General features: G+C 35.8%; 18 protein-coding genes and 1 tRNA gene. 7 read left to right on the top strand and 12 right to left on the bottom strand.

Translation table 11 applies throughout. From position 1 onward, the window contains the following. Nucleotide 1 precedes the first annotated feature (1 nt). The 11 genes from ACHFIY_RS04370 to ACHFIY_RS04320 form a co-directional block, all read right to left on the bottom strand. Complete coding sequence (locus ACHFIY_RS04370; RefSeq protein ID WP_410844846.1) at nt 2–1,942, bottom strand: right-handed parallel beta-helix repeat-containing protein; 1,941 nt, start codon at nt 1,940–1,942, stop codon at nt 2–4. Between the two features lie 55 nt (nt 1,943–1,997). Beyond that, entirely contained in the window at nt 1,998–2,990 is a 993-nt protein-coding gene (locus tag ACHFIY_RS04365) for an NAD-dependent epimerase/dehydratase family protein (protein WP_410844845.1), read from the bottom strand. A gap of 4 nt (nt 2,991–2,994) precedes the next feature. Continuing rightward, on the bottom strand, nt 2,995–4,098 hold the full coding sequence (locus ACHFIY_RS04360) for a glycosyltransferase family 4 protein (protein ID WP_410844844.1): 1,104 nt from the start codon (nt 4,096–4,098) through the stop codon (nt 2,995–2,997). A 54-nt stretch (nt 4,099–4,152) separates the two neighbouring features. Beyond that, nucleotides 4,153–4,968 (bottom strand): glycosyltransferase family 2 protein, encoded by an 816-nt coding sequence (locus ACHFIY_RS04355; RefSeq protein ID WP_410844843.1) that lies wholly within the window; start codon nt 4,966–4,968, stop codon nt 4,153–4,155. Between the two features lie 3 nt (nt 4,969–4,971). Beyond that, nucleotides 4,972–6,198 (bottom strand): hypothetical protein, encoded by a 1,227-nt coding sequence (locus ACHFIY_RS04350; RefSeq protein WP_410844842.1) that lies wholly within the window; start codon nt 6,196–6,198, stop codon nt 4,972–4,974. 65 nt (nt 6,199–6,263) lie between these two features. After that, nucleotides 6,264–7,349, bottom strand: coding sequence for a glycosyltransferase family 4 protein (locus ACHFIY_RS04345; protein ID WP_410844841.1), 1,086 nt, complete (start codon nt 7,347–7,349; stop codon nt 6,264–6,266). A 268-nt stretch (nt 7,350–7,617) separates the two neighbouring features. Further along, entirely contained in the window at nt 7,618–8,742 is a 1,125-nt protein-coding gene (locus tag ACHFIY_RS04340) for a glycosyltransferase WbsX family protein (protein WP_410844840.1), read from the bottom strand. A gap of 131 nt (nt 8,743–8,873) precedes the next feature. Beyond that, nucleotides 8,874–10,379: a lipopolysaccharide biosynthesis protein gene (locus tag ACHFIY_RS04335; RefSeq protein ID WP_410844839.1), complete on the bottom strand. Its 1,506-nt coding sequence runs from the start codon at nt 10,377–10,379 to the stop codon at nt 8,874–8,876. A 7-nt stretch (nt 10,380–10,386) separates the two neighbouring features. Then, entirely contained in the window at nt 10,387–11,649 is a 1,263-nt protein-coding gene (locus ACHFIY_RS04330; RefSeq protein WP_410844838.1) for a hypothetical protein, read from the bottom strand. A gap of 232 nt (nt 11,650–11,881) precedes the next feature. Then, nucleotides 11,882–13,081, bottom strand: a complete 1,200-nt coding sequence (locus tag ACHFIY_RS04325) for a sialidase family protein (protein WP_410844837.1) — start codon at nt 13,079–13,081, stop codon at nt 11,882–11,884. 58 nt (nt 13,082–13,139) lie between these two features. Continuing rightward, nucleotides 13,140–13,850, bottom strand: coding sequence for an acylneuraminate cytidylyltransferase family protein (locus ACHFIY_RS04320; protein WP_410844836.1), 711 nt, complete (start codon nt 13,848–13,850; stop codon nt 13,140–13,142). Nucleotides 13,851–14,628: 778 nt separating this feature from the next. On the opposite strand from ACHFIY_RS04320, the gene ACHFIY_RS04315 reads away from it, so the two are divergent. Both ACHFIY_RS04315 and ACHFIY_RS04310 read left to right on the top strand, forming a co-directional pair. Next, nucleotides 14,629–14,705 (top strand) — tRNA-Arg (locus ACHFIY_RS04315). 379 nt (nt 14,706–15,084) lie between these two features. Continuing rightward, nucleotides 15,085–15,309, top strand: coding sequence for a hypothetical protein (locus ACHFIY_RS04310; protein WP_410844835.1), 225 nt, complete (start codon nt 15,085–15,087; stop codon nt 15,307–15,309). A 161-nt stretch (nt 15,310–15,470) separates the two neighbouring features. On the opposite strand, the gene ACHFIY_RS04305 is transcribed toward ACHFIY_RS04310, so the two are convergent. After that, a complete protein-coding gene (locus ACHFIY_RS04305; RefSeq protein WP_410844834.1) occupies nt 15,471–16,127 on the bottom strand; it encodes an HAD family hydrolase in 657 nt (218 codons plus the stop codon). A gap of 235 nt (nt 16,128–16,362) precedes the next feature. Here ACHFIY_RS04305 and ACHFIY_RS04300 point away from each other — a divergent pair, with 235 nt between their 5' ends. The 5 genes from ACHFIY_RS04300 to ACHFIY_RS04280 all read left to right on the top strand — a co-directional run bounded on the left by ACHFIY_RS04300 (nt 16,363) and on the right by ACHFIY_RS04280 (nt 25,339). Then, on the top strand, nt 16,363–16,848 hold the full coding sequence (locus ACHFIY_RS04300; RefSeq protein ID WP_410844833.1) for a nucleoside deaminase: 486 nt from the start codon (nt 16,363–16,365) through the stop codon (nt 16,846–16,848). 130 nt (nt 16,849–16,978) lie between these two features. Next, nucleotides 16,979–20,746 carry a molybdopterin cofactor-binding domain-containing protein gene (locus ACHFIY_RS04295; protein ID WP_410844832.1) on the top strand — a complete coding sequence of 1,256 codons (3,768 nt, stop codon included), beginning with the start codon at nt 16,979–16,981 and terminating at the stop codon, nt 20,744–20,746. 534 nt (nt 20,747–21,280) lie between these two features. Beyond that, nucleotides 21,281–22,609 carry an allantoinase AllB gene (gene allB, locus ACHFIY_RS04290; protein WP_410844831.1) on the top strand — a complete coding sequence of 443 codons (1,329 nt, stop codon included), beginning with the start codon at nt 21,281–21,283 and terminating at the stop codon, nt 22,607–22,609. A 205-nt stretch (nt 22,610–22,814) separates the two neighbouring features. Next, nucleotides 22,815–23,837, top strand: a complete 1,023-nt coding sequence (gene alc, locus ACHFIY_RS04285) for an allantoicase (RefSeq protein WP_410844830.1) — start codon at nt 22,815–22,817, stop codon at nt 23,835–23,837. Nucleotides 23,838–23,914: 77 nt separating this feature from the next. Further along, a complete protein-coding gene (locus tag ACHFIY_RS04280) occupies nt 23,915–25,339 on the top strand; it encodes a urate hydroxylase PuuD (protein WP_410844829.1) in 1,425 nt (474 codons plus the stop codon). Nucleotides 25,340–25,441: the final 102 nt, after the last annotated feature.

The raw sequence follows: 25,441 nt of genomic DNA, 5'->3' as shown, positions 1-25,441 counted from the left end.
ACTAATATACAGAAACCATCTTCTCTACACTTTCCTTCGTAAAATTAAAATAAGGCAAACTGCTTTTTATATTATCTAAAAGACCCGAATTGTTGTCTGTTGGTCGTTGCTTTTCAAAAAAATTATGATTGAATATTATTTTAGTGGAATCTGTAGCATTAAACCTATAGTCTTCATTTAGGATACCTGTAACTACATTATTTTCAACCGAAAACCCTGCTGAATTTACATCAAAGAAAAACCCATTATTCCTAGAACCTGTGGCTGTTTTTGACCTAGAAATATCATGAATATAATTGTCCTTATAAACTGTGGAAGGTTGGCTGTTTAAGGTGTAAATCCCCCCTCCATCAGCTAACTTGCACATTACGTTAGAAATATTGTTATAAGAAATAACATTGTTTGCATCGCTATTTTTATCTGGGTTCAACCACCATCCACTTGATATGCCCGAGTAAGGCAAATTAGCAATATAATTTTGAGTTATTAAAGTATTATTACTATGCATCAAACAGATACCCGGAGTACCAAGATGGACCAAGCCACAGTTAAAAATAATACAATTAGTAACAATATTATATGATGGGCAATTCTTTAAAGTAAATCTTGTTCCATACCCCATTTTAATTGCTGTGTCTTTACTATTATTCGTAAATTTTATTTGGTTTGCAAGATTATCAAAACCAACAATTACGCCGCCGCCCCCTAGGCCAACAAAACCACAATTAGATATAATATTATGGCTCGTATTCTCGCCAATATGAATCCCATAGTTTTCTGATGCAGTAAACTTACAATTATCAAATGTACAGGAATCAGCATTTTGCACCATTACACTCTGTCCACAAGATATTGAGGCTTGGGCAGTGGAAAAACCTTCGCTAGAATGTATCTTTTTTAAATCAGCTACATAAACATATTTCGACACAGGCTCTGCCTCATGCACACCCCATATAGATGCTGCGTGCGAAAATTTTATATTTCTAAAACTTACATTTTTAGCATGGTTCAATTCACTGCCATTAATAAACACAATTGTTTTAAGAAATGGTACAATAAATTTCATGCTATTAGGGTTAGTAGTAGCATCCCCCCTGTAGTAAAGTGTTTTTTGGTTACTATCGAAATACCATTGGTTCTTTTTTGTAAAAAATTGCCTTGCATTTACAATTTGATACCTATTTTTTTTTGCAAAAAATCCAATAGGGTATAAGCCTGGAGACGCAAGGTTCATAACCCTATTTTTAATATCAGCATCAAACATACTATGCCAACTTGTTTCCCAGCTATTGTACATAATAAGCTTAGCATTTATTAAACCCTGCATTTTATTTACATCAGTGTCTTCAAAAATAAATCCGCTAAATGCAGCAATTGAGTCTTTCATCAATCGTTTTATACCAGCAAAATCATATACTCCACTGCTATGAGCAAATTGCGACAAAGGGCCAACTGTAAATAAGGTATCTGATATTGCAGGCATTAAAAGCTTATTGTTGCAGTAAAGAGAGTTTAAAATCCAAGTATTGGCCAATGAATCGGGTAATACTAATTTCCAAACACCATTGTCCTGACTATTGGAATTGTCTTTTATCCATTTGCTTTCCAGCTGCCTCCCTCCGCTAATAATTACTTTTTCATTATTATAATTAGTATATAACAGCGGTACCGGCTTTTTGCAATTACTATTATTATTTATTAGCAAAGTGTTAGTTAATTGATAGGTACCTGCCCTAAAAATAATTTTTATAGAATCGTATTTACAAGTTGCAATACAATTGTTTACTAGCCGCTGCCCTGCCTCAATAGAATAGAATGGCTTTTGGAACGAACCATCCCAAACATCTTTTCCAGTAGTAGATATATAGATTTGTTTTAAAGTTTGTGCCGGTGAGGCATACATTGCTATACACAAGATAAAAGCAGAAATAAACTTATTCATATTGAGAATATCTATTTATTAATTGATATCAAAAACAAAAACTCCCATAAACTAATTACTTGGCTTTCCAATACTCAAAAAAGACATTGCCTTCGCCTTTAATCCAACTTATGGTTTCGGCAACATTTTCTTCCAAGTTAGGATTGGCAACACCAAATTGGGAAACTGTAATATTTGTTGGGGCATAATAATCTTCTATCATATTATGAAACCGTTCTGCATACAATGGAAAAGGTATGCCAACTTTTCTTAAGATATCTCCTGAAAAAGAAAGGAGCTTAAAAAAACTAATTGGCAAGTGATTTACATTCTTTCCCTTTAACTGGTTAGATATTGTGTTTAGCCATATATAAGAATCAATAGGGTTGTCGCCTACGCAAAAGGTTCTTTTGTTTACTTGTTCTGGAGCTGCAACCATAATGCCGATAATTTGATGCACTATATTTTTAACATAGCCATACGTTCTAATTACAGGCTTTTTTCCTGGATGCATATAAAATCCTTTATCAATCATTCTCCAAAGCTCTTTAGGGTACCTCATATGCCAAGGACCCCAAATATTTGCTGGTCTTATAATAGTCCATACACCTTGAATATTGCTTTCCCGTGTATATTGCTCTGTTTTTACTTTACTATGCCCATATATGGTATGTGGCATATACTCATCATCAGCATCGGGAAATGGCTTGGTTAATGATTTGTAAACATATTGGGTAGAGGTGATGATAGAACGCTCGATAGAAGGTATGGTTTTAATAACATTGAGTACATTTAGCGTGCCAAGAGAATTTTCTTTATAATCTTCTATTTTATCACTTAAGGTGTCTGTACGTGCAGCTAGGTGAATAACAACAGTGGGCTTATATTTTTCAAATACAGCTTGCATCCCTGCTAGGTTCATTATATCGCCTTGTACCCAATATTTTGAGTGTGCCTTTTTTAAAGGGGGGGCTTTATCGAAATTAACTACTTCATAATGATGCTGTAAAAGTTCGTCAATCAAATTGGTACCGATAAATCCAGAACCACCCGTAACTAGTATAATCATGTATTTAAATTTTTAGAAATGCTTTTTCAAGATTTTGTATGTATGATAATAAAGTGTATTTATCTAAGTATAGAGCTCGAGAAGCTTGCCCCATTATATCAATAAGTTCAGGTTTTTTTAAAAATACTTCTATTTTGTCTGCTAACTGGTTTGAATTTTTAATATCTACTAGAAACCCATTTTTTCCATCTTCTACAATACTTTGAATACCACGCCACCTAGTAGCAATTATTGGCAAATTAAATAACATTGCTTCTAACAAAACTATACCAAAGGACTCCGATACAAAAAAACTGGGAAAGCAAAACAAATCAGCCTCTAAAAAGGCTTTTTGTTTTGCATCGCCGGTTACTACGCCAAGATAATCTACTTTTTCTTCGAGCTTATATGTTTTAACCTGGTTAAAAAAAATATCTTTATAGGCTTCGGTTTCAAATTTGCCAGCCAAGCTTAATTTTATGTTATAGCCTTTTTGAGACAGTTTGTAAACTGCATCTAACAAGTACCCTTCACCTTTAGTAGCATTTAATAATCCAACAAATAAAATATGTAAGGTGCCATTCCATGTTTTTTTTAATGCCAGCTCTTTGGCAGTTAGTATATCAGGCACACCCAAGGGGATAACAACTTCTTTTTTGGCTTTTAAAAAAAAGCCGTCATGTGGATTATACAAAGAACTAGTAATGCCGAGGTCTGGTTTGTTTAAGATGCCACGAGCAACTTTTTGTAGCAATGGTTGCATGGTAGGTATATACTCGCTAATACCAGCTGCATGAAAATGGAAAATTGTTTTTTTGAAAAAAGGCCTTGTAAATGCTAAAAAAATAAGGTCGCGAAAAACACTTACAGTTGGCGAGTTGCTTGGGGGGTAATAAAGTATCCCAATATTATGTTTAAACCTTAAGTATATAGACTTGCGAATAATGTCAATTAAATGAGTAATTTTATAAATCGACATTTTGCCTCGTTCATTCATCTCGCGGGAAAAACACATTCGTACATGATAAAATTCTACATGCTCAAACCCCGCTTTTAGCATGTAGTCTATCATCAAAGCCTGACCCCCATAAGGAGGTGGTGTTTGCCCAACAACTAAAATTTTAATCATTATATTTTATAGAGGGGTGAATTAGGTAAGGATTTTATATTAACTATAAAAAAACTATTTTTTATTGTTAATATACTCCATCAATGGCTTTCCACCCCATTTTTTGGTAAATAAATATTGTCGCAAATAATTTCCATTAAACACTTTAATTAATCCATATATTGCTTTAGCATAAGTTTTTGGGTTATTATAACTTAATATTTTGTATTTTTTTCCGAGCCGTATCATGTCATCAGTCCAAATGCTTCCATTTTGTGCAGTTTTGGTCATTTCGTGCCATCTATAGCCACTCAATATTTCAGGCACATGCACTATTTTAGGCATTGCCATAATTTGCCTCATAATATATTCCACATCCATGCAAGCATGGCATGTTTCATCAAGATATCCAAGGTAATCGAACATTTCCCTTTTCCAAAACCAAGAAGGCTGCCCAAAAAAATAAACCCCCCTTCGCCCAAGCCAAAGGCTTTGCTTAGGCAAAAAATGATTGAATAAAATTTTATTATCCTTGTCAATCCTTATTGTCCAGCCAAAGATAACGTCGGGGTTTTTATTGGTAAATACATCATTTATCTTTTGAAGGCAGCCTGGCATGAGAATATCATCGCTGTTTACCCAACCAACTACATCACCAGTTGCTTTTTTAAAGCCTTTATTTATTGCTTCTGTTTGCCCTTTATCTTTTTCAGACACCCAATAAGCTAATCTATCAGCGTATTTTCTAATTATTTCTACACTATTATCGGTTGAGCCACCGTCAATAACTATATATTCCAAGGTATCATATCCTTGGTTTAATACAGACAATATGGTTTGTTCCAAATATTCACCTTGATTGTAGGAAGGCGTTACTATAGTAATTTTCATTATTTATGAGTTCGTTTTATTTAAGTTTCCGTCTATATTTTTCTTATTTAATATAATACCAATTGCACACCACATCAACATATAATTTACTGTGAAGCCTGGAAAATTTTCTATTGCTAGCAGCATAAATTCAACCATTAAATATAAGCTAAGCCTAAAATAAATAGTGTTGAATGAAGAATTTACAAACCCTCGCCAAAGTGCTTTTAAATAAATAATAACAAAAGGAATAAGCATTAATAATCCTCCTTTTAAAAGTATATCAAACAACCCAATCTCAATTGTGAACCTAGTTGAAGAATCTCCACCATCCCCCTTATAGTCCTGAAAAAACTGACTATAATATGTACCAAGATAGCCTCTCCCTGCAATCCAATCTTTATTTTTAAAATCTTGAAAAAATTCAACAAGTAAAAATGATCGGGTATCGGATGTATCAACTGTTTTACTAGAAATAAAATTCGTTACAAAACCAAATATCTCATTAAAATAAAAAGCTATCCCAATGCAAATTGCAATTACAGCTATTACGGCAAGAAATTTAAAAAATTTAACTCGAAAAAACTGGAAGTTATAAAAAATAATCAAAAGTCCCCCCATGGCAAAGCATCGTATTACCATAGTTCGTTCGTCAAACACTTTGGCCATAACCATCAGAAAAATATAAAGAAAGGTTATATATAGTTTTCTACTAGAACTTAATTCTGGAAAAAAAATAAACTCAAATAATATAAAATATGAAAATCTTAGCGTTACAAAAGGTTGACCAGTAGTAACCAAATAGTCAATAAGAAACAATACTAAATATAGGTTATTAACAAGCCTAACAATTAACATCAATTGAGTAAATGCATCTTTTCGTTGATTCAAGGCAACAATTGCAATGGTAAAAGCTAATGATGAAAAAGGATATATAAAAAGGCTTACTAAATCTTTTAAATTAAATTTTATGGAAGTGCAAATTAAAAAAGCAAGTATTAATATATAAAATTTAAGGAGTATATCAGCACGGTTGTATAAATATTTTTTTTTGAAGTTCGCTAAAATATTTACATAAAATAAAATCGCTCCTATTACAGAAATTAACCTAAAAGCAAACATTTTATTCTCAATATAGAACGAGAATGCAAAAGTAGAAAGCATAATAGGAAAATATAAACCAATTGAAAACCAAGATATTTTTTTGGGATTATTGATTTCAGTATAATTTATTGCTTCAATTTGGTCCATAAATATGTGTAAAGAAATAAAGTAAAACCTATACTTTTTGTAAGTATAGCAATTCCAATTTTAAATTAAATACTGCTATATATTATTGCTGTTTCTTCAGAAGATTTTTTCCAATTAAATAATTTCAATCTTTCGGTGCCTTTACTTGTAAAATTGCTTCTTAAACTTGGATTAATTATCAATTTTTCTATAACACTACGCATATCTTCTATACTAAGTGGGTCAAAATAAAATGCACAATCACCTGCTATTTCAGGGAAACAACTTGTATTGCTGAGTGCAACAGGGCATTCTGCACAAAAAGCTTCTAGGATTGGTATCCCAAACCCTTCGTATAAAGAAGGGAAAATAAATGCTATGGCATTTTTATATAAAAAAAACAACTCCTCCTCAGAAGCAAATTTATGAAAGACCTTGCCTGCAATGTGTAATTGGCCAAATAAAATCAATTCTTTAGGAGAAAAAGGCATCCCCGTACATACTATGCTTATATTGTATTTTAGTGCCAATGGAGCTGCAGCATGTATAAAAGTATTGAAATTTTTATATCCTCCCCTCCCTCCAGTAAAAAGAATATAGTTTTTAAAACCACTGTCTATTTGGCGCCCAGGATTTACTAATGAGTTAGCATGATAAACAACAGAAACTTTATCGGGGCTTAGCTTATCATAAGCCTTTAAAATATCTATTTTTGTATTTTCGGATACTGCTATTATATGCTTAGCTTTATAAACCAATAGTTTTTTATTGAAGCTAGTTTTATCCTCCTTTGCCATAATACTAGGGAATTTTTCATGTACCATATCATGAATGGTAAGTACAAATGGCTTTTTATTTTTTTTTAAAAAATAAGGATTGTAATACGTTGGATGGAATATATCATATTCACCTTTTCTAAGGCTTGCTAAAGAGCTTAAAGTATTAGGCAAATTCATCAAAGTGCTTTTTCCTTTAAAATCGTAATTGGGAAGAAGTGGGTTTGCTCTGTTTTTTTTTATGTCCCTTATGTAAATATTATTTGAAAAAATACCTGAACACTGAAAAGAAATGTTGCTTGGCAAATTGTTCATTATTTCATAAAAATACCTTGATATCCCACCAATTTTTTGTATAGTGAAAATTTGATGGTCGTAAAGGATTTTAAGTGGCATAAATTTCATTATTAAAATTAAACGTTACTATATATCAATAAGTAAACTATTAGCTATAAAAAATTAGATTTTAAAATCTTACACTTGCTCAAGCTCCTAAGCTAAAATGAGATAGATTTTAATACAAGTATAAAATAGTAACTATTTCAATATGATAATGCTGGCAAAAAACTTTATAGCATATTTTTTAGGCTTTTTGCATATATAAATACAAGAAAGGCTAATATTAAAATTATCTTTAGCTTAAACTATCAACTTTATGAAAGTACTAATCGCCAAACTCTAATGTTTTTTTCAATGCCTCTATGTATTGTTTTCCAAAAACAATATCTGGCTCCATGTAGTTGCCCTCGGCCCACTCATTCCAAGATTTCAACAATATTATTTTGTTTTCGTCTGGTTTATTTTTCACGCAATCAAGTGCGTCGTTTACATGTTTTTTAAATAAGTCGGGAGTAGAGTTATGTAAAATCCAAGCATTGTTCCCACTTCTAGGGCTATGATCCCAATTAGGCATTATTGTAGGAATAACATTTTCTTGCGAGTCTTCTTCCTTGTTAAGCAGTATTTCTATAGCTTTTTCATAAGGTACTATGTTTAATTTTTTTCTCTTGGTAAAGCTTTTTCCATATTGGTCAATTTTATAAATCGCTTTACTAAAAAAAGACCTAGTTTTCTTTAAATATGCAGGTATCCTACCTAGAGGATAAACTTCCACTGCATTAAAACCTGCCTCTATAAACTTATGATAATCAGCAAAATTGCCTATATGGGCAACAAAATAAAAGCCGTCAGCTAACCCATTTTGTTTAGCTAAATTATTCCACTGCTTTATAAAAAGACCTACGTCTTTAAATTTCTCGGGTTTATATATGAGGAAAAAAGGACGATTATTTACACGTATATATCTTTTATCTTGAAAAGCGCTTAATAAATGAAAAAAATGTTTTTTGTTGTCTTCCTCGCCTAAATATTTTTGCTCTATTAATAATTTATTGTGTTTGGTATCATTCGCATTCCACAACTTATTTTCCCATGATTCGTTTGCCCACCCTAAGCAAAATGGGAAGTCTGGCGATCCACTTTCAACAACTTCTGTAAATGGCCGCTCTATAAGCCTTCGGCCTTCGCCAAACCAGTAATGCCAATACATAAAACCTTCTATTCCTGCATATTTTGCTAATTCGGCTTGGGCACTGCGAACTTCTGGAAGCCGCAAGTCATAATAGCCTAAATCTGCTGGTACTCTAGGTTGATAATGTCCTTTAAACAAAGGTTTTGCTTTGCCTACATTTGTCCATTCTGTAAATCCCTTACCCCACCATTCATCGTTTTCAGCTATTGGATGAAACTGAGGCAGATATATTGCTATTACCCTTGCTTTAATGCTCATAACAATTGATTTTAATAATTATACATTAATTAAAGACTACTATATTTATAGTTTATACTATTTTTTTAAACTATTAAAAAGCAGTCTTTTATTTTCAAATGAAGTGATATAAATATTTGGTTTAACTTTTATTACTTACGAACCGTAAGAATATTTTTTATAAATATTATATCATTTTCATTAAGTATTATTTTGTATATGACTATGGCCGAAGTAAGAGCGAATAAAAGCCCAATAACAATGCAGTTTAAATATATGTTTTGAATAATTATAAACTTGCTTATGTAACTAATAGCCAATGCCACTATTGCTAAACAACTAACTGGTCTTAAAAATGAGTTCATGAAAATTTTTTTACTGTTTAGAAGCAATACATGCTTGTAATAATAACCATAATAATAAATAATTTGACTTGAACAATAAAATAAATAACTTAAAACAACACCCCCAACTTTAAAATATGGAGTTAAAAACCACGCAATGACCAAAGAGGATACCGAAGAAAACGCTGATATATATACAACAGGTCGTAAATCATTTCTTGACAATACTAAACTAGAAAGTGCTGAATTATGAGTTGCTAATAGTGTTAGAACCCAAATATTCAACCATATAACTAAATGCAAATATTTATCTCCTACATACACCAGTATTAAAAACTTCGATATCAAAACAAATGAAAAAGTAATTAGCCCTAAGAAAATTGATATATATTTGGTACCATCATAGGCAATTTGATTTTCCTTTTTTTTATCATTTAAAGAAGTTGCTTTTGTTGCCATGGGCAAAATAACTCCAACAAAACTTGTTCCTAAGAGAAGGACCATGTTAGCAAACCCTTCTAAAATTCTATATTCTGCAACAGCGCCAACGTTTAGACGAGTTCCTAAAATCAAGGGCCTTAGATAATTTGCTGAAAATTGGAAAATACTAAACGAAAATATACTTACACTGTATGGAATCACATTTTTGAAAATAGCATGGTTATATTTAGGCAATATCCGCATTATATAACCTAGACCTTTAATTTTGTAAATACTAAACGGTATAATGATAAGTGACGATAGAGTAGTAAATGCAAAAAATGTAGACATAGACAAATTAAATTTTACTGTATAAAACAATATGCCTAATTGAACAATTTTAGCAAAAATCATTAGCCTTTGCTCCCAACCAATAATTTCGTTTGCCCTCAAAAACTGATCTAACAACGACGATATCCATCCCCAGAAAGCACTGAACATCAGCACATACAACATAATACAAAATGCACTATTTTGTTCATCATCAAGGTGAAACCAACCCTTAGAATATATAGATACCACAAGTAGTACAATGGCATTTATCAACCCAATTACGCCGTAGAATACAAGACTCGATTGAAATAATTTTTCTAAATTTTCATATTCCTTCTTCACTAATAAAATTGAAAAGAAACGGACATTGCCTGATGAAAAGCCCATATCCATCAATCTTAAATACACATTAATTGACAAAGCCAATCCAATTAATCCATATTGCTGCTTACCAAAATGAACTAACAAAATTGGAACTGAAATAAATCCATAAAATGCATTAAAAAGAGCACTCAGGGTTGTCCAAAAAATACCACCCGCAATTACCTTAGAACTTGACATATATTATTTAATTGAACATGGTTAAATATTCTGTAATACCCATCCCTAAATTATAAATCAACGTTTTGGAGACATCGGCATTGATTTGCTCAATGTCGATTTTTTTAAATTTATCTAATTGTTTCATAAAAGAAACTTCATCAAAAAAATTATCATCTAATCCATGAAATACTTCATTCTCAAAAACTGAAAACCTTAAACATATTAAATTATAATACATTGCTTCGAAGTAAGCAGTTGTATTGTATGAAATTGCAAAATTGTATATGCCACTATTTAGTAATTGAAAAATGGTTTCTTTTCCTGAAACAACCGAAATATTACCGTTTTCAGAAGCAGCATTTAATTTTTCAAAATCAGAAAAAGGATGAGGCTTTATTGTAAACTCGATACCATATTTTTTTGCAATTACATTCAGCAGTTTTATCAATTCTATGTTATACTCGTCATAAATGGGCCTTCCTAGGAAAACAACACATTTAGAAAATTCTTTTGAAACATTAATTATTTTTTCTGGATATTTTGGATTACCACAAATTTTTATTGAATCCTCGCCAATATTATAGTTATTTATTAAATCAAGTTTTGACGATTCACCCCATACTGTGATGTTTTTTGCAGTAATATTTTCCCCATTTATAAAATCATACACCGTGTCATATTTGAAGTTTACATAGCTAAGTGCATGAGATATATGTATTACTTTACAGCCTTTGCTTTTAAAAAATTGAGTTAATAAAGTTTCAATATCGTATGCACTATTAAATGGCACATAGACTTTCTCATTAAAATTAAAATGATTAAATAATGAAACCAAGCCGTCAGTTATATTCAGATAATGACTTAAATGAGCAGAGATATAAAGTTTTTGTAAAAAAGTTAAATCCAATTTCCTCGTAAAAACAAAAACTACCGATTGAAGAATATTCATTATTTTAAAACAAAATCGAAAATTCAATTCTTCCAATGAAACTCTATCCCAATCATCTGATTTCTCAAAATATTTATTAATAAGCTCTACGTAATCAGCCCGGTTGGTTACATTTGTTACAACAATCCTATTAGCAGCAAACGCGTCTTTAAGGCTGTGAAAATTGATTGTTTTGAAAAAAGGAGAAACTAAAGATTTTATTTTTTTCTTTTTAAAAGAACTAAGCGAGTATGTAAGCGATACAAATTGCTGTGCTAAAACATGATTATATTTAATGGAGTGTTTATAAAAATCAATATTTTTTTTTAAAGCATTATACTGATGGCGGTTTTTATTCATGAAAAGGTTATATATATTTATAATAATTTTACTTAAACCATAATCTTTATTTAATTAAAAAATAATTTTAATAAATGCAAAGTTATTGTACTTAAAAAAAGGTCATGTTATAACTAGGCATTGAAGATTAATTTAGTCTCAAAACTAATAATTGAACCTTTAAAGTAAATACTCAGGTAATATTCTCTTTAAACAGAGATAGAAACGAATTAGTAACTTTAAAACACATACCTTATCGTAGTTTATTAATAATAGTCGATCCATGGTTTATAAAACCATTTATAATATCTTGTTCATTTACTTTGAGTACATTGATACTTGCTGTTCCATATCTTTCAAAATCATATATAATATACATATCGCCATTATTGCCCTCGGCCATATCAGGATAGCTAACATTTGCACGCCCATCAATTAAAAGGCTATAAGGCCATGTAAGCCCATTATCGTCAGATAAAAAAGCCTTGAGGTTAGTACGAGTTGAACTGTTATTCATAATTAATAGTAACCTTCCTGAATTAAGTTTCCTTAGATGAAACCTTGAACTAGTTGTTGCACCTAAAGCAGTAAACTTTTTACAATCAGTCCAATAAATCGCATCTTTACTTGAACAATAATAAATACCATTATTAGCAGTTCGAATCATTGCATAAAAAGAATTATCCTTTAGTTGCACTATCATGTGTTCGTCAACAAACCTTAATTTATTGGCCAATGGAATTGCACCAACTTTTCTTAAATTAGTAAAACCATTATTTCCAATTTCAGCTTTATAAATAAAAGGCCGCTGCTTTATTGAATCATCAACATACCATCTAGCAATAGGAAAATAAATGCTCGAGGAGTCAGATGATATTATTGGCTTATTCATCATTACCCCAAGGGCTATGTTACTTGGGGGTGTTGCTACTAGCTGCCCTGAAGATTTGTTATAGTAAAGAGAGGTAATCCATAAAGAACCCTTATCAATAGTATCTTTATTCTTGGATACCCAATTTCGTGTAAAAGTAAGGGATAATTTTCCGTATTGGTCATTCTGGAAACATGGGTCATATAACCTATTCGTATCATAATAGTTAGAATCATCTAATGCTACAATCATTTTGTTATTTAGCCAAGTTTTGCCAGAATCTTCTGAAACAGAAACTGTAATATAATTGCCCAGCCCCTCGCCATTGCCTCCTGTGTACCACGCAGCATACATAATACCGCTGTTATCAATGCCAATTGAAGGTATTCCTTGCCATCTTTTTACTGTATATTTTGGATTATCTTGTTGATTGTATAAAATAACACCATAAAAAGGGGTAAATTTTTTAAACGAGGTATCAAAAAAAAAGGAATGACTTTTAACAAAGCTATCAATACTTAGTTTTTTATTGCAAGAAATTGAACATATTAATACGAAAAAGATAATTATCGATTTAAACATACCCGTTTTACTTTTATTTGATTTTGGCAAAAACCAATTTTGCCATTAATTTTATATATTAAAACGTAATATTTTCCAAAATCCATTTTTCTGTTTTTGCAATATCTTCCATTGTATGCACATCAAAACTTTCTTCTATAACTAATGGTTTTATTTTATCCCCCATAAACGTCCAAGGAGCCTGACCTTCATCTGTTAGGGATTCTTTTACGTTTAACACCCAAAAATTATGGCATAGAAAATAGCTTTTTACCAAATCCTGCCTGTTAGTTGATATTTTTTCGCCAGAGAAATTAAAGAAAGTACCAAGAAACCCATTTGCCTCTAATTTTTTAGCCCTATATGGGTGATGGTCAGTATCCTCAACAACTGGAACAGTTGCAGAAACTGTTGCATTAGCTAGAATCATTTCTATACATTCATCTATCCAGTCTGTTTTAATAATCCCATTGTTTGCCAAAACAACTACCAATATATCAGGTGCAATACCATCATTTTTCATAATTTCCACTGCATGCCTTATTGTGTCAACATGCTGGGAATCAGGCAATGCAAGTTCCTTAGGCCTTACTATTGTCCTGTACCCTATCTCAGCCGCTGCTTCTAATATTTTACTATCATCGCTGCTAACATATAAGTGAGTAACATGTTTTGACTTTTTTGCAGCAATTGCAGGATAGTAAAGTAATGGCCTCCCCAAAACAGGAAGTACATTTTTGTCTTTTAATGTGTTATTGCCTCTACCGGTTAATAGTGTAACTATATTCATATTATGTTGATTGGTTTTTAAATACTAATCCATTTCTTTCGAAACTTGATGGCGAATATATAGCAAAAAGGGCTAAACATGGGCTAAAAAGGGCTAACTGATCCTTTTTTTCCTATAAAATATCTTGAAACCTTGGATTTTGCAAGGGTGCACAAAAAGTTTTTCACTTTTTAGTAAAAATTCACCATAGCACAATCCTACTCCAATCCGATCCCACTTATCCAGGAAGGTAGTGACAAATTCTTGCTCCGGAGAGTGGATAAGCAGGGGAGGGAAAATGAGAACACATGTGTGTTTTTCACAATATCTATATTGCTGGTGTTTTTATTAAAATAGTTTAAGTTTTGCCTGTTTTCGGTTTTTTTTATTTTTTTGTCGTTTTTAAAAAATCGCTTTTGTCAATTTAAATCATTGATTATCAATAATATAGAAAAATTTTTATGAGTAAAACATGCGTATTTTGTGCGTACTTTTTGAGTGATACATGCGTATTTTATGCGTGTTTTGTGAAATAAAGTGAGTAATTTAATGCACATAAAATAAATCCCTATTTTGAGTCTACAACTATTTTAATATTAGTAAAAAAAGAACTAAGATACTACTGAAGGGACACTAGCTTTGTAAATTTTTTTATATAAATGCATTTTATACATCAAAGATAAGGTTTTTATAAATTAGGGGACGTTCAGGTCAAATCAAAAAGGCAGTCCAAGCGAAAAACTTTTATCCACCCTTTTGCAAATTCCAAATAAATTCCTACATTTGCACTCCTAACAATGGCTGCGTAGCTCAACTGAATAGAGTACCTCACTACGGATGAGGGGGTTTTAGGTTTGAATCCTAACGCGGTCACCAAAAAAATCCTAGTCATCAATTTATGACTGGGATTTTTTGTTTCTGACAACTTTATTCTACTGCACATTTTAAGTAGGAATTCGCATGACTAAATTATGCTTAAAGAGGTTTGTATAAAAAGGGTCCGATCCTAAAATAGGTTGACAAAAAATTAAACATTTTCAACAACACTATGGTTTTCAAGAAACAAGCAGGCTGTCTAAAAATGGGCAGTTACCCGAAGGGCAGCAGTAAAAAAGGAACATTTAAAACATAAGTCCATAACAAAAAAGGTCAAGTATTTCAGTACAAGGCAGTTGGACGACACCGTACCATTTAGGTTTTCCAACTTGTTTGGCACGAAATTAATTACGCTAACAAACAAATAATTGCAATAACCATGGGAAATTCAGTAAGCCATATTTCCGGTAACAGGTATCATATTGTTCTGGTTCCTAAAACGCCATTAGAAATGGGCGGTTTACAAGCCATGAATGCAGAAGATTTGCAACTGCAATACCATGCTGCTGTAAAAGAAAAGCTGGGTGATTTGGCAATCCTGCTATGTATTGAGGAGGATAGCACTGAAGCCTTTGCTGTTTTTGGACAAATAGCAATGAAATAAGTAGGTACCCCCTACTAGCTCGAACCGGTTTTTCAACAAAATATTATCAGGGCATTGCTTTAAATTTCTACATTGGAAATATTTTTTTACAGGAATGCCATAAAACCATATCAGGAGTATTCTCTTCATGAATAAAAATATTCTGTTTTTTGGTGAAAAAATTATCCAAACAACTCTGCAAGCCTTTCGTCTGTATAATCTGCTACAAAAAACAAGATATTGTTGTACTGGGAAAATTCTTCTTTTTCGTGCATGGTGGTTAAAGCCACGCATTTCATTCCTGCGTTGGCAGCGGCTTCCACGCCTTTTGGAGCGTCTTCAAACACAATGCAGTCTGTCGGGTTTAAACCCAGCTCTTCTGCTGCTTTTAAAAATGTTTCAGGATGTGGCTTGCTAATAGCAACATCATCGGCACTTACGATAGACTTGAAATATTTGTGCAAAGCCAGCCCATCTAAAATATAATTGATGTTAAACATAATAGCAGCAGACCCAATAGCCATTGCAATGCCTTTTTCTGCCGCTTTGCCTGCAAATGCCTGGAAGCCCTCAATTGCTTTCATGTGTGGCGTGAATGCTGCTTGGTAAGCCAGTTCCTTTTGCATCGAATAAGCATCTATCTGCTCTGTTGTAAAAGTGCCTTCGCCAAACACCCTGGCAAAAAACTCTGCGTTTTTGCCATACATTTGTTTATTAACCTCTTCCCACGAAAGCCCAGCTTTTAGTTCGTTGTTCACAATATTCTCCCATGCAATGGCATGATAGCCCATATCGTCGATAATTGTACCGTTGAGGTCAAAAATAAAAGCCTTCGCCATAATCCTTTTTACTTGGTGAGGGGCAATATTAGTATTTATGGTGCATATCCCCTCATAGGAATAATATCAACCCAACTTTTCTCAACATTATTTATTTTTAAGGCTTATTTTTGAAAAATTTGCAGATAATTATATAATAGTATTGAAGAATAGCTCTTTTAATAGAACAATTGGGGTATTTATTAGGCTAATTAATTTATAATTCATTACTCATCATACATAACTTAATAATACAATGGACAATATGGAAGGCAAGGAAAAAGAGTTTATGCAAGAGGCTATCCGCCTCTCTGTAACAAATGTAACCGAAGGAAAAGGTGGCCCCTTTGGCGCAGTAATAGTAAAAGACGGCAAAATAATTGCCCGCGGGGCAAATGAAGTAACCAGCAGCAACGACCCTACTGCTCACGCAGAAGTAGTAGCTATACGCAATGCCTGCAAAGAATTAGGCACTTTTCAATTAGATGGCTGTGATATATACACCAGTTGCGAGCCATGCCCTATGTGCCTGGGCGCTATCTATTGGGCAAGGCCACACCGCTTGTATTATGCGAATACAAAAGTAGATGCAGCAGACATTGCATTCGACGACCAATTTATTTATGAAGAAATAGCCAGGCCATTGATTGAACGCAAATTGTTTACCAAACAAATGATGCGTGACGAAGCCCTAGAGGCCTTCAAACTTTGGAGCGAAAGCAATGCAAAGGTGGAATACTAGGATATAGGATTTGCCACAAAGGCACGAAAGCACAAAGAAACACAAAGGAATATGAATTAAATTAAGGAATAAAAGAATACCTACGGCTCAATACTTACTACTTATCACTTACGACTTACGACTCATTCTTATGGTTCAGTTTATATTAAATAACCAATTGGTAACAGCCAACCAGGCGGATGGCAGCACGGTGCTGGACTATGTACGCTATTTCAAGCAATTGAAAGGCACTAAGATAGGCTGCCGTGAAGGGGATTGCGGTGCCTGTACCATATTGGTGGGAGATTTTGAAAATGGCAACCTCGTGTACCGTTCTATGACCAGTTGTCTAATGCCATTAAGCAATGCCGGGGGTAAACATATTGTATCGGTAGAAGGCATTAATATGGCTACATTAAGCCCTGTCCAGGAAGCTATGGCAGCCACCAATGGCACGCAATGCGGCTTCTGCACTATAGGCTTCGTCATGTCCCTAACAGGCTTTGTTTTAGGCAAGGAAACTAAAGAATACGACCAAGCCATTGCTTCTATAGATGGCAATATTTGTCGCTGTACAGGATATAAATCCATTGAACGTGCTGCCGCTATGCTGACTGAAAAAGTAGCAGACAAGCCTAACGAAAAAACAGTTGAATGGTTGGTAGCCAATGGCTTTATCCCTGATTATTTCCTAGATATTAAAGAACGATTGACAACCTTAAAAGAAAAGTTAGCTGCAACAGCCAGTGCCAACCCATCGGGTGAAATGGTTGTAGGTGGTGGTACCGATTTGATTGTTCAAAGGCACACTGCTGTAAAAAAGGCAACCATTGTAAATGTATTTGACAATGCCACCCTCAAAAACATCAGCTTTGAAAATGGTCAGTGCCATGTTGGTGCATCGGTAACGGTAACCTCTTTTGCAGAGTCCGATATCATTAAAGGCTTTTTCCCTGATATTGCAAAGCACACCAAGCTTATATCCTCCACCCCTATCCGCAACATGGCCACTCTGGCGGGGAACTTGGTGAATGCCTCACCCATTGGCGACATGAGTGTTTATTTATTGGCTTTAGACAGTAGCATTGTATTGGAAAAAGATGGTAATACACGTACTATTTCATTAAAAGACTTTTACAAGGGTTATAAGCAACTAGATAAATTACCCGGTGAGAAAATCACCAACATAATATTTACACCTCCTTCTAAAAATTCTGTTTTCAACTTTGAGAAAGTTTGTAAGCGTACCCATCTCGATATTGCGAGTGTAAATAGCGTTTGCTTATTTGAAAAGGACAGCGAGGGTATTATTACCAATATACATATCTCTGCGGGTGGCGTAGCTCCTTACCCTAAATATTTGACCAAAACAGTTCAATTCCTAAAAGGTAACAAATTGACCGCTGACACTATTTCAGAAGCCATCGATATAATGAATGCCGAGATTGCCCCCATCAGCGATGCAAGGGGCACGGAGCAGTATAAAAGATTATTGCTGGAGCAATTGTTCCAAGCACATTTCCGCACCCCTATTAGTTCAGAAAAGGAGACCGTTAAAATTCCTGATTTTACATTGGGTTTAAATTCAACTAATTTAAACTATGCCAATTTAGATGCCCCCATGCACGTTACGGGTAAATCCATCTACACGGATGATATACCCGTGATGGAAGGCACTTTGTTTGTAAAAGTGTTCGACTCCCCTATTGCCCATGGGCATATCAGGAGCATTGATTATTCCAAGGCAGAGCAACTAGAAGGTATTGTAAAAATATTCAGTTATAAAGATGTTACGGGCGAAAACCAGATTGGAGGCATCATCCCCGATGAGCCTTTGCTTGCTGACCATGAAGTGCATTTCCGTGGGCAACCTATCCTGCTGATTGTTGCAGAAAATGAAGATGCTGCAGAAGAAGCCTTCCATTTAATTACGATTGATATTGACCCACTCCCCGTTATAACCGACCCGCGTGAAGCGTTTGCCCAAGGCAAGTTGCTTAGCCCTTCCCGCAAGTTTGTAAAAGGCAATGTGGAAGAAGCTTTCAGCAAATGCGAATATGTGTTTGAAGGCGTTGCAGCTTCTGGCGGTCAAGAACATTTATACTTGGAAACACAGGCTGCCTACGCTTATCCAACCGAGCATGACAGTGTAAAAGTATTTTCTTCTACCCAAGGTCCTACGGCCGTGCAACGCACTATCGCCCGTGTTTTGGGCGTAGGAATGCATAAAGTGGAAGTAGATGTTGCACGTTTGGGCGGCGGTTTTGGCGGCAAGGAGGACCAAGCATCAACATGGGGTGCAATAGTTGCTTTGGTAACGTATGTGCTAAAAAAACCTTCCAAATGCGTGCCTCATCGCATGGAGGACATGCGCATGACAGGCAAACGAAACCCCTACAACAGCGATTATAAAATTGGGCTGGATAAAGATTATAAAATCATTGCCTATCAGGCTACTTTCTATCAAAATGGTGGTGCAGCGGCTGATTTATCACCTGCCATTATGGAAAGGACATTGTTCCATGCCACTAATACTTATGGCATTGAACATGTGTTTGTAACAGCCCATTCTTGCCGGACAAACCTTCCTCCCAATACTGCCTTTCGTGGTTTTGGTGGGCCACAGGGTATGTTCCTGATGGAATCTGCAATTGACCGTGCCGCTAAGGAACTGGGCGTGGCCACAACCTTTATCCAGCGCAAAAACCTCATGGACAATGGCTATGAGCTAAGCTATGGCCAAGTAATTGAAAGCTGCGAAGCCAAAAACTGCTGGGATCAAGCTGCTACAAAATATGGACTGGCAAAATTGCAGAAAGAAGCAGCAGACTTCAATGCCAACAATAAACTATTCAAAAAAGGTGTTTCCATGATGCCGATTTGCTTTGGCATTTCCTTTACAAACACCATGATGAACCAAGCAAGGGCATTGGTGCATGTATATTCCGATGGCAGCGTGGGCGTAAGCACGGGTGCTATTGAAATGGGGCAAGGCGTTAATACAAAAATGTTGCAGGTGGCTTCGGCCTGTTTTGGCATCAGCTACAAACGCATCAAGTTGGAAACCACCAATACCAGCCGTGTTGCCAACACCTCCCCGACTGCTGCAAGTGCTGCTGCGGATTTGAATGGCAAGGCCGTGGAAGTGGCTTGTAATGAAATAATGGGTCGATTGAAAGAAACGGTGAAGGAAATTAAAAGCCTGTCTTCAGAAGCGGTAGTAACCATAAAAGACGAGCAGGTGTTTATTGATGGGGAAGCCAGTGATTTAACTTGGCAACCATTGGTACTGCAAGCTTTTATGAAGCGGATTAACCTTAGTTCCAAAGGGCATTATGCAACGCCGATGATCCATTTTGACAAGACAAAAGAGAAAGGCCATCCATTCGCTTACCATGTGTATGGCTCTGCATTGACGGCCGTAACGGTAGATTGTATTCGTGGCACTTATGAAATAGATGCGGTGCATGTAGTGCATGACTTTGGTACCAGCATCAACAGGGCAATTGATTTGGGTCAATGCGAAGGTGGCCTTGTGCAAGGCATTGGTTGGATGACGATGGAGGAAGTGGTATATAATAAAGAAGGCCGCCTGTTGTCCAACGCCCTTTCCACCTATAAAATCCCTGATATTTATTCCGTGCCTAAAGTATTGGACATTGACTTTTTGCATACCGATGGCAGCGAACTGGCCATATTCAAGTCAAAAGCCGTTGGTGAGCCACCGTTGATGTATGGCATAGGGGCTTATTTCGCCATACGCAATGCGGTGCTGGCTTATAATAAAGATGCGGCCATTACTTATAATGCACCTATTACGCCGGAAAAGGTTTTGATGGGGTTGCATACGAGTAAGGGGGAAAGTGCAGAAGTAATTGCAGTAAGTAAGCGTATTAATGAAAGTCCATTGGCAGTTTAATCAATTAAGGCACAGGGAAATATTATTCTGATAGGCAAAAATGTTGTTCTGTTGCCAATAATTGTTATTCAAAAGCCCAATCGGGTCATTCTGATGGCAAAAATTGTTACTCTTTTGCCCAAAAATGTTATTCCGTTGCGCAAAATTGTTGTTCTGATGCGTAAAATTGTTATTCTTTTGGACAATCTGGCGGCTTTTTCGGGTATTTGAATAAAAAAAAGGATTTCAGGAAGACAAATTGTCGGTAGATGGATAGAAAACTTTCAGGTTGTTAGCAGACTTTTTGGGTTAATAAAGCATCTCAGGCGATATTGAATAGATTTTTTGCATTCGATAGAAGGACTTGCCGATGTTTTGGGAGATTTCTCCTTCGTCGAAATGACGGGATGAGGAACCGCTTCGATAAAAGCCCAATAGATAGCTAAACCTTGAACGGTGCTATCGCCGTAAAAGCTCAATAGTAAGTTGTTAGCTGGGACAACAGAAAGGTTTCTTTGGAAAGTGTGGAGAAATATTGAAGAAAATAAAATCACAATGAGAAAAATATTTAGTTCACAATGTTGGATAGAAGGCAAATTGCAGCCAGCAACCATTTCCATAGAAAATGGATTGATAGCTAGCGTGGAATTAGGCCAAACAGCAGGTGCAGAAATTGTGGAAGGCATATTGATGCCCGGTGCCATTGATGCGCATGTGCATGTAAACGAACCCGGCCGCACGGAATGGGAAGGCTTTTTTACGGCTACGCAAGCAGCAGCGGCAGGTGGCATTACAACGATTGTTGATATGCCATTGAATGCCAGCCCCGTTACTACAACATTGGCAGCTTTCAAAGAAAAGCAAGCTGCAACCGAAGGAAAACTGCACGTAAACTGTGGGTTTTATGCGGGTTTGATACCAGGCAATAGCGGCGATTTGCCAGCGTTGATGGATGCAGGGGTATTGGGCGTAAAATGTTTCTTGGTTCATTCTGGGATAGATGAATTTCCCAATGTGGAGGAAAAAGATTTGAGCGAGGCTATGCCCTTAATTGCCAAATATAAATTGCCTTTGCTGGCACATTGTGAGGTATCAGACGGTTTTGTGTCAAAGGAATTTTTGGAGAACCCTACCAGTTACCAAGCATATTTATCCAGCCGTCCGCAGAAATGGGAAGTAGATGCAGTAGATTTGGTGATTGGATTAAGCAAGAAACATGAATGTGCCGTGCATGTGGTGCATGTATCGGCAGCGGATGCGATACACAATATTGCTGTCGCCAAAAGTGAAGGCTACCCGGTAACGGCAGAAACTTGCCCGCATTATATTTATTTTAATGCAGAAGCAATCCCTGATGGGCAAACACTCTACAAATGTGCGCCGCCCATTCGTGAAAAAGCAAACAACTTGTTGCTAAAAAAGGCATTGAAAATGGGTATACTGGATTTTGTTGCCAGCGACCACTCCCCTGCCCCGCCTTCTATCAAAGCGATTGACACGGGCAATTTACTAAAAGCATGGGGCGGCATTGCAGGCTTGCAATTTTTATTACCCGCCAGTTGGACAAGCCTAAAAGGCATGATGACAGTGGAAGAATTTATCCCATTAATTGTAGACCATCCTGCCAAATTCCTGAAAATAGATAACAGAAAAGGTAAAATAGCCGTTGGCTACGATGCTGATTTAATTATTTGGAAACCCGAAGAAACTTTTGAAGTAAAACCTAAAGCTATTTTACACAAGCACCAACCTAGCCCTTATACAGGAAATGAATTGTTTGGGAAAGTGTCGGAAACAATAGTGAATGGCACAACGGTTTATAAAGACGGGGCAATTGTGGGGAATAGCGGAAAGATGGTATTTAGCAAGGGTTCTAAACTGTAGTTAGAAATTTGCGTTTAGATAATTTACTCGCGTCATTTCGACGCAGGAGAAATCTAACCGCATGAAAGCCTTCTGCATCTAATTAAGTTGCTTATAATAAGCTTGTACATGTTCGATGAGATTTCTCGTTCCTCGAAATGACGGGAAGATTGAAGCGATTGGCTTACATTCAAAATTTAAAACTCAAAATTCAAAATAAATAGAAATGGCTGTTTCATCAGTAAAAGAAATTATTAAAACCGCACCTGCATTTGCACAATTGACAGACCTTGCAGCAGAACGTTTGGGCGGGCAAGTATTATATGCAACGGATGATTTTTTCGCAGAAAAAGAAAACCTGCTGAAAAAAGGGCGTGGTATTTTTATCACGGATAAATACACAGAGCGTGGCAAATGGATGGACGGCTGGGAAAGCCGCCGCAAACGCACAACCGGCCATGATTGGGCTGTAATTCAATTGGCAACACCGGGAAAGATTGTTGGGTTTGATATAGATACCAACTTTTTCTTGGGCAACCACCCACCCCATGCTTCTGTGGAAGGGGTTTATTTGGATGATGCTTCCTCAATAACAGATTGGGAAGCTGTGACTTGGGAGGAAATACTGGGAAAGTCACATCTGGATGCGGGCAGCCAGAACTTTTACGAATGTAAAAGCGAAAAATTATATACCCACTTGCGCTTGCACATTTACCCAGATGGTGGTGTGGCAAGGCTTAGGGTTTATGGAAATGTATTTAAGAACTGGAATGTTGTAGGTGCTGACGAAACCATAGATTTAGCCGCAGCTATTAATGGCGGCCAAGCGATTGCTTGCAACGATATGTTCTTTAGCGACATGAGTAACCTGATTATGCCCGGCCGTGGCGTAAACATGGGCGATGGTTGGGAAACCAAGCGTAACCGTACACCCAACAACCGTGACTGGGTAATTTTGCAATTGGCTATACCCGGCATTATAAATAAAATATTGGTGGATACCTGCCATTTTAAAGGCAATTATCCTGACAGGTGTTCTATTGAAGGATGTTTAGTTGCAACAGGCGAAAATCCTTTGGCCGAAGGCACCAATTGGGTAACCATTTTACCCGAACAAAAGTTAAGCGCAGATACGGAACATTACTTTGAAAAACCTTTTGTGAGTACAGGTAACTTCTCTCATGTAAGACTAAACATTTTCCCTGATGGCGGCGTTAGTAGGTTACGCTTATTTGGGAACAAGGCATAAAAAACAAGTTTCAGGTTACTGGTTTCAAGAACTAGTAACTAGTAACCTGAAACTTGCAATAATTAAAGAATTAGCTTATGATCATTAGTGGAATTTTAATAGCAGTACTGGCGGGCATTTTATTGATGTTGGTTATATTGACCTATTACCTACATGCTTTAAAAAAACAACACGCCACCGCATTTGACGAAACAGACAATCCCATTGAAGAAGAAAAAAGGGAACAAGTAGGCGTGATACGCTCTTGCGTGTACGCTGCTATCGTTTTGGTTTCTGTAACACTCGTGGGTGCATTGTACATGGGCGTAAAAGGAACAATCTATGAAGGCCATGTGATGGAATGGATGAACATTGTTGTCCGCTTGATGCACATAACATTCGGTATTGCATGGATTGGGGCATCCTTCTATTTTGTGTTCCTCGAAAATGCTTTGAACAGAACAAAAGACGTGCGTCAAGAACTAGCGGGCAACCTTTGGGCGGTACATGGAGGAGGGTTTTATTATGTAGAAAAATACAAAGTAGCCCCAAAAGAAATCCCAAAAGATTTGCATTGGTTTAAATACGAAGCTTATTTTACTTGGTTAACAGGTTTCAGTTTGTTGTTTGTGGTGTATTATTTCAATGCATCGGCCATGCTGATTGATAAAAATGTTTGGGACATCCCTAATTGGGAAGGTATTTGCATTGGAATCGGTTCTTTTATTTTGGCTTGGTTGATTTATGCTACGCTTTGCAAAACGCCATTGGTAAAGAAAGGTTTATGGTTTGCAATCATTGGCTTTTTGCTTTGCACAGGTTTTGCATATTTCTATGCCCATGTTTTCAATAGCCGTGCTGCATATATCCATTTGGGGGCAATGATTGGGACCTTGATGGTAGGGAATGTGTTTTTTGTAATCATCCCTGCACAAAAAGCAATGGTAAAAGCTGCAAAGGAAGGTAGTTTTTTAAACCCTGAATTAGGTAAACACGCCGGGCTTCGCTCATTACACAATAACTATTTTACACTGCCTGTTTTGTTTGTGATGGTGAGCAACCACTTCCCTAGCACGTTTGGCAATGACAATCCATGGTTAATCCTCGCCATATTTTCTTTAGGTGTTGCGGGTGTAAAACATTACTTAAACCTAAAAGAAAAAGGGCAATTGACGTATTGGGTAATGCCGGTTTCTGTTTTGATTTTATTATCTGCCGCTTATATCAGCGCACCGCAGAAAGAAGGGGAATGCAGGTCCAATGTAAGTTTTGAGGAAGTAAACAAAATCGTTCAGAAAAGATGCGTGGCTTGCCACTCCTCCCACCCTACTGACGATGTATACACAAAAGCACCTAACGGTGTCATGTACGATACACCAGAAGCCATTGTAAAACTGAAGGACAAAATCATGCAACGAGTGGTGATTACGAAAACAATGCCGCAGAATAACAAGACCAATATCACGCAAAAAGAAAGGGATATGATTAGGTGTTGGATAGACCAGGGAGCGTCGATAAAGTAATGATGAGTTATGAGTTGAAAACAACTCTGTCTAGTTTTCGAATATTAGAATTTCAGTAAAATGCAAGTGCCATAGGCACGATTGATATTGTAACCTCTGATT

The sequence above is a fragment of the Parasediminibacterium schistidii genome (assembly GCF_046546515.1).
Taxonomy (GTDB): Bacteria; Bacteroidota; Bacteroidia; order Chitinophagales; family Chitinophagaceae; genus Parasediminibacterium.
Note: the sequence above shows the minus strand (reverse complement) of the source record. Positions and strands in the feature narration are given on the sequence as shown.

Excerpts from the sequence above, each read along its gene's own strand:
- ACHFIY_RS04370 (WP_410844846.1), bottom strand. The coding sequence starts at position 1,942 with ATGAATAAGTTTATTTCTGCTTTTATCTTGTGTATAGCAATGTATGCC.
- ACHFIY_RS04365 (WP_410844845.1), bottom strand. The coding sequence starts at position 2,990 with ATGATTATACTAGTTACGGGTGGTTCTGGATTTATCGGTACCAATTTG.
- ACHFIY_RS04360 (WP_410844844.1), bottom strand. The coding sequence starts at position 4,098 with ATGATTAAAATTTTAGTTGTTGGGCAAACACCACCTCCTTATGGGGGT.
- ACHFIY_RS04355 (WP_410844843.1), bottom strand. The coding sequence starts at position 4,968 with ATGAAAATTACTATAGTAACGCCTTCCTACAATCAAGGTGAATATTTG.
- ACHFIY_RS04350 (WP_410844842.1), bottom strand. The coding sequence starts at position 6,198 with ATGGACCAAATTGAAGCAATAAATTATACTGAAATCAATAATCCCAAA.
- ACHFIY_RS04345 (WP_410844841.1), bottom strand. The coding sequence starts at position 7,349 with ATGCCACTTAAAATCCTTTACGACCATCAAATTTTCACTATACAAAAA.
- ACHFIY_RS04340 (WP_410844840.1), bottom strand. The coding sequence starts at position 8,742 with ATGAGCATTAAAGCAAGGGTAATAGCAATATATCTGCCTCAGTTTCAT.
- ACHFIY_RS04335 (WP_410844839.1), bottom strand. The coding sequence starts at position 10,379 with ATGTCAAGTTCTAAGGTAATTGCGGGTGGTATTTTTTGGACAACCCTG.
- ACHFIY_RS04330 (WP_410844838.1), bottom strand. The coding sequence starts at position 11,649 with ATGAATAAAAACCGCCATCAGTATAATGCTTTAAAAAAAAATATTGAT.
- ACHFIY_RS04325 (WP_410844837.1), bottom strand. The coding sequence starts at position 13,081 with ATGTTTAAATCGATAATTATCTTTTTCGTATTAATATGTTCAATTTCT.
- ACHFIY_RS04320 (WP_410844836.1), bottom strand. The coding sequence starts at position 13,850 with ATGAATATAGTTACACTATTAACCGGTAGAGGCAATAACACATTAAAA.
- ACHFIY_RS04310 (WP_410844835.1), top strand. The coding sequence starts at position 15,085 with ATGGGAAATTCAGTAAGCCATATTTCCGGTAACAGGTATCATATTGTT.
- ACHFIY_RS04305 (WP_410844834.1), bottom strand. The coding sequence starts at position 16,127 with ATGGCGAAGGCTTTTATTTTTGACCTCAACGGTACAATTATCGACGAT.
- ACHFIY_RS04300 (WP_410844833.1), top strand. The coding sequence starts at position 16,363 with ATGGACAATATGGAAGGCAAGGAAAAAGAGTTTATGCAAGAGGCTATC.
- ACHFIY_RS04295 (WP_410844832.1), top strand. The coding sequence starts at position 16,979 with ATGGTTCAGTTTATATTAAATAACCAATTGGTAACAGCCAACCAGGCG.
- allB (WP_410844831.1), top strand. The coding sequence starts at position 21,281 with ATGAGAAAAATATTTAGTTCACAATGTTGGATAGAAGGCAAATTGCAG.
- alc (WP_410844830.1), top strand. The coding sequence starts at position 22,815 with ATGGCTGTTTCATCAGTAAAAGAAATTATTAAAACCGCACCTGCATTT.
- ACHFIY_RS04280 (WP_410844829.1), top strand. The coding sequence starts at position 23,915 with ATGATCATTAGTGGAATTTTAATAGCAGTACTGGCGGGCATTTTATTG.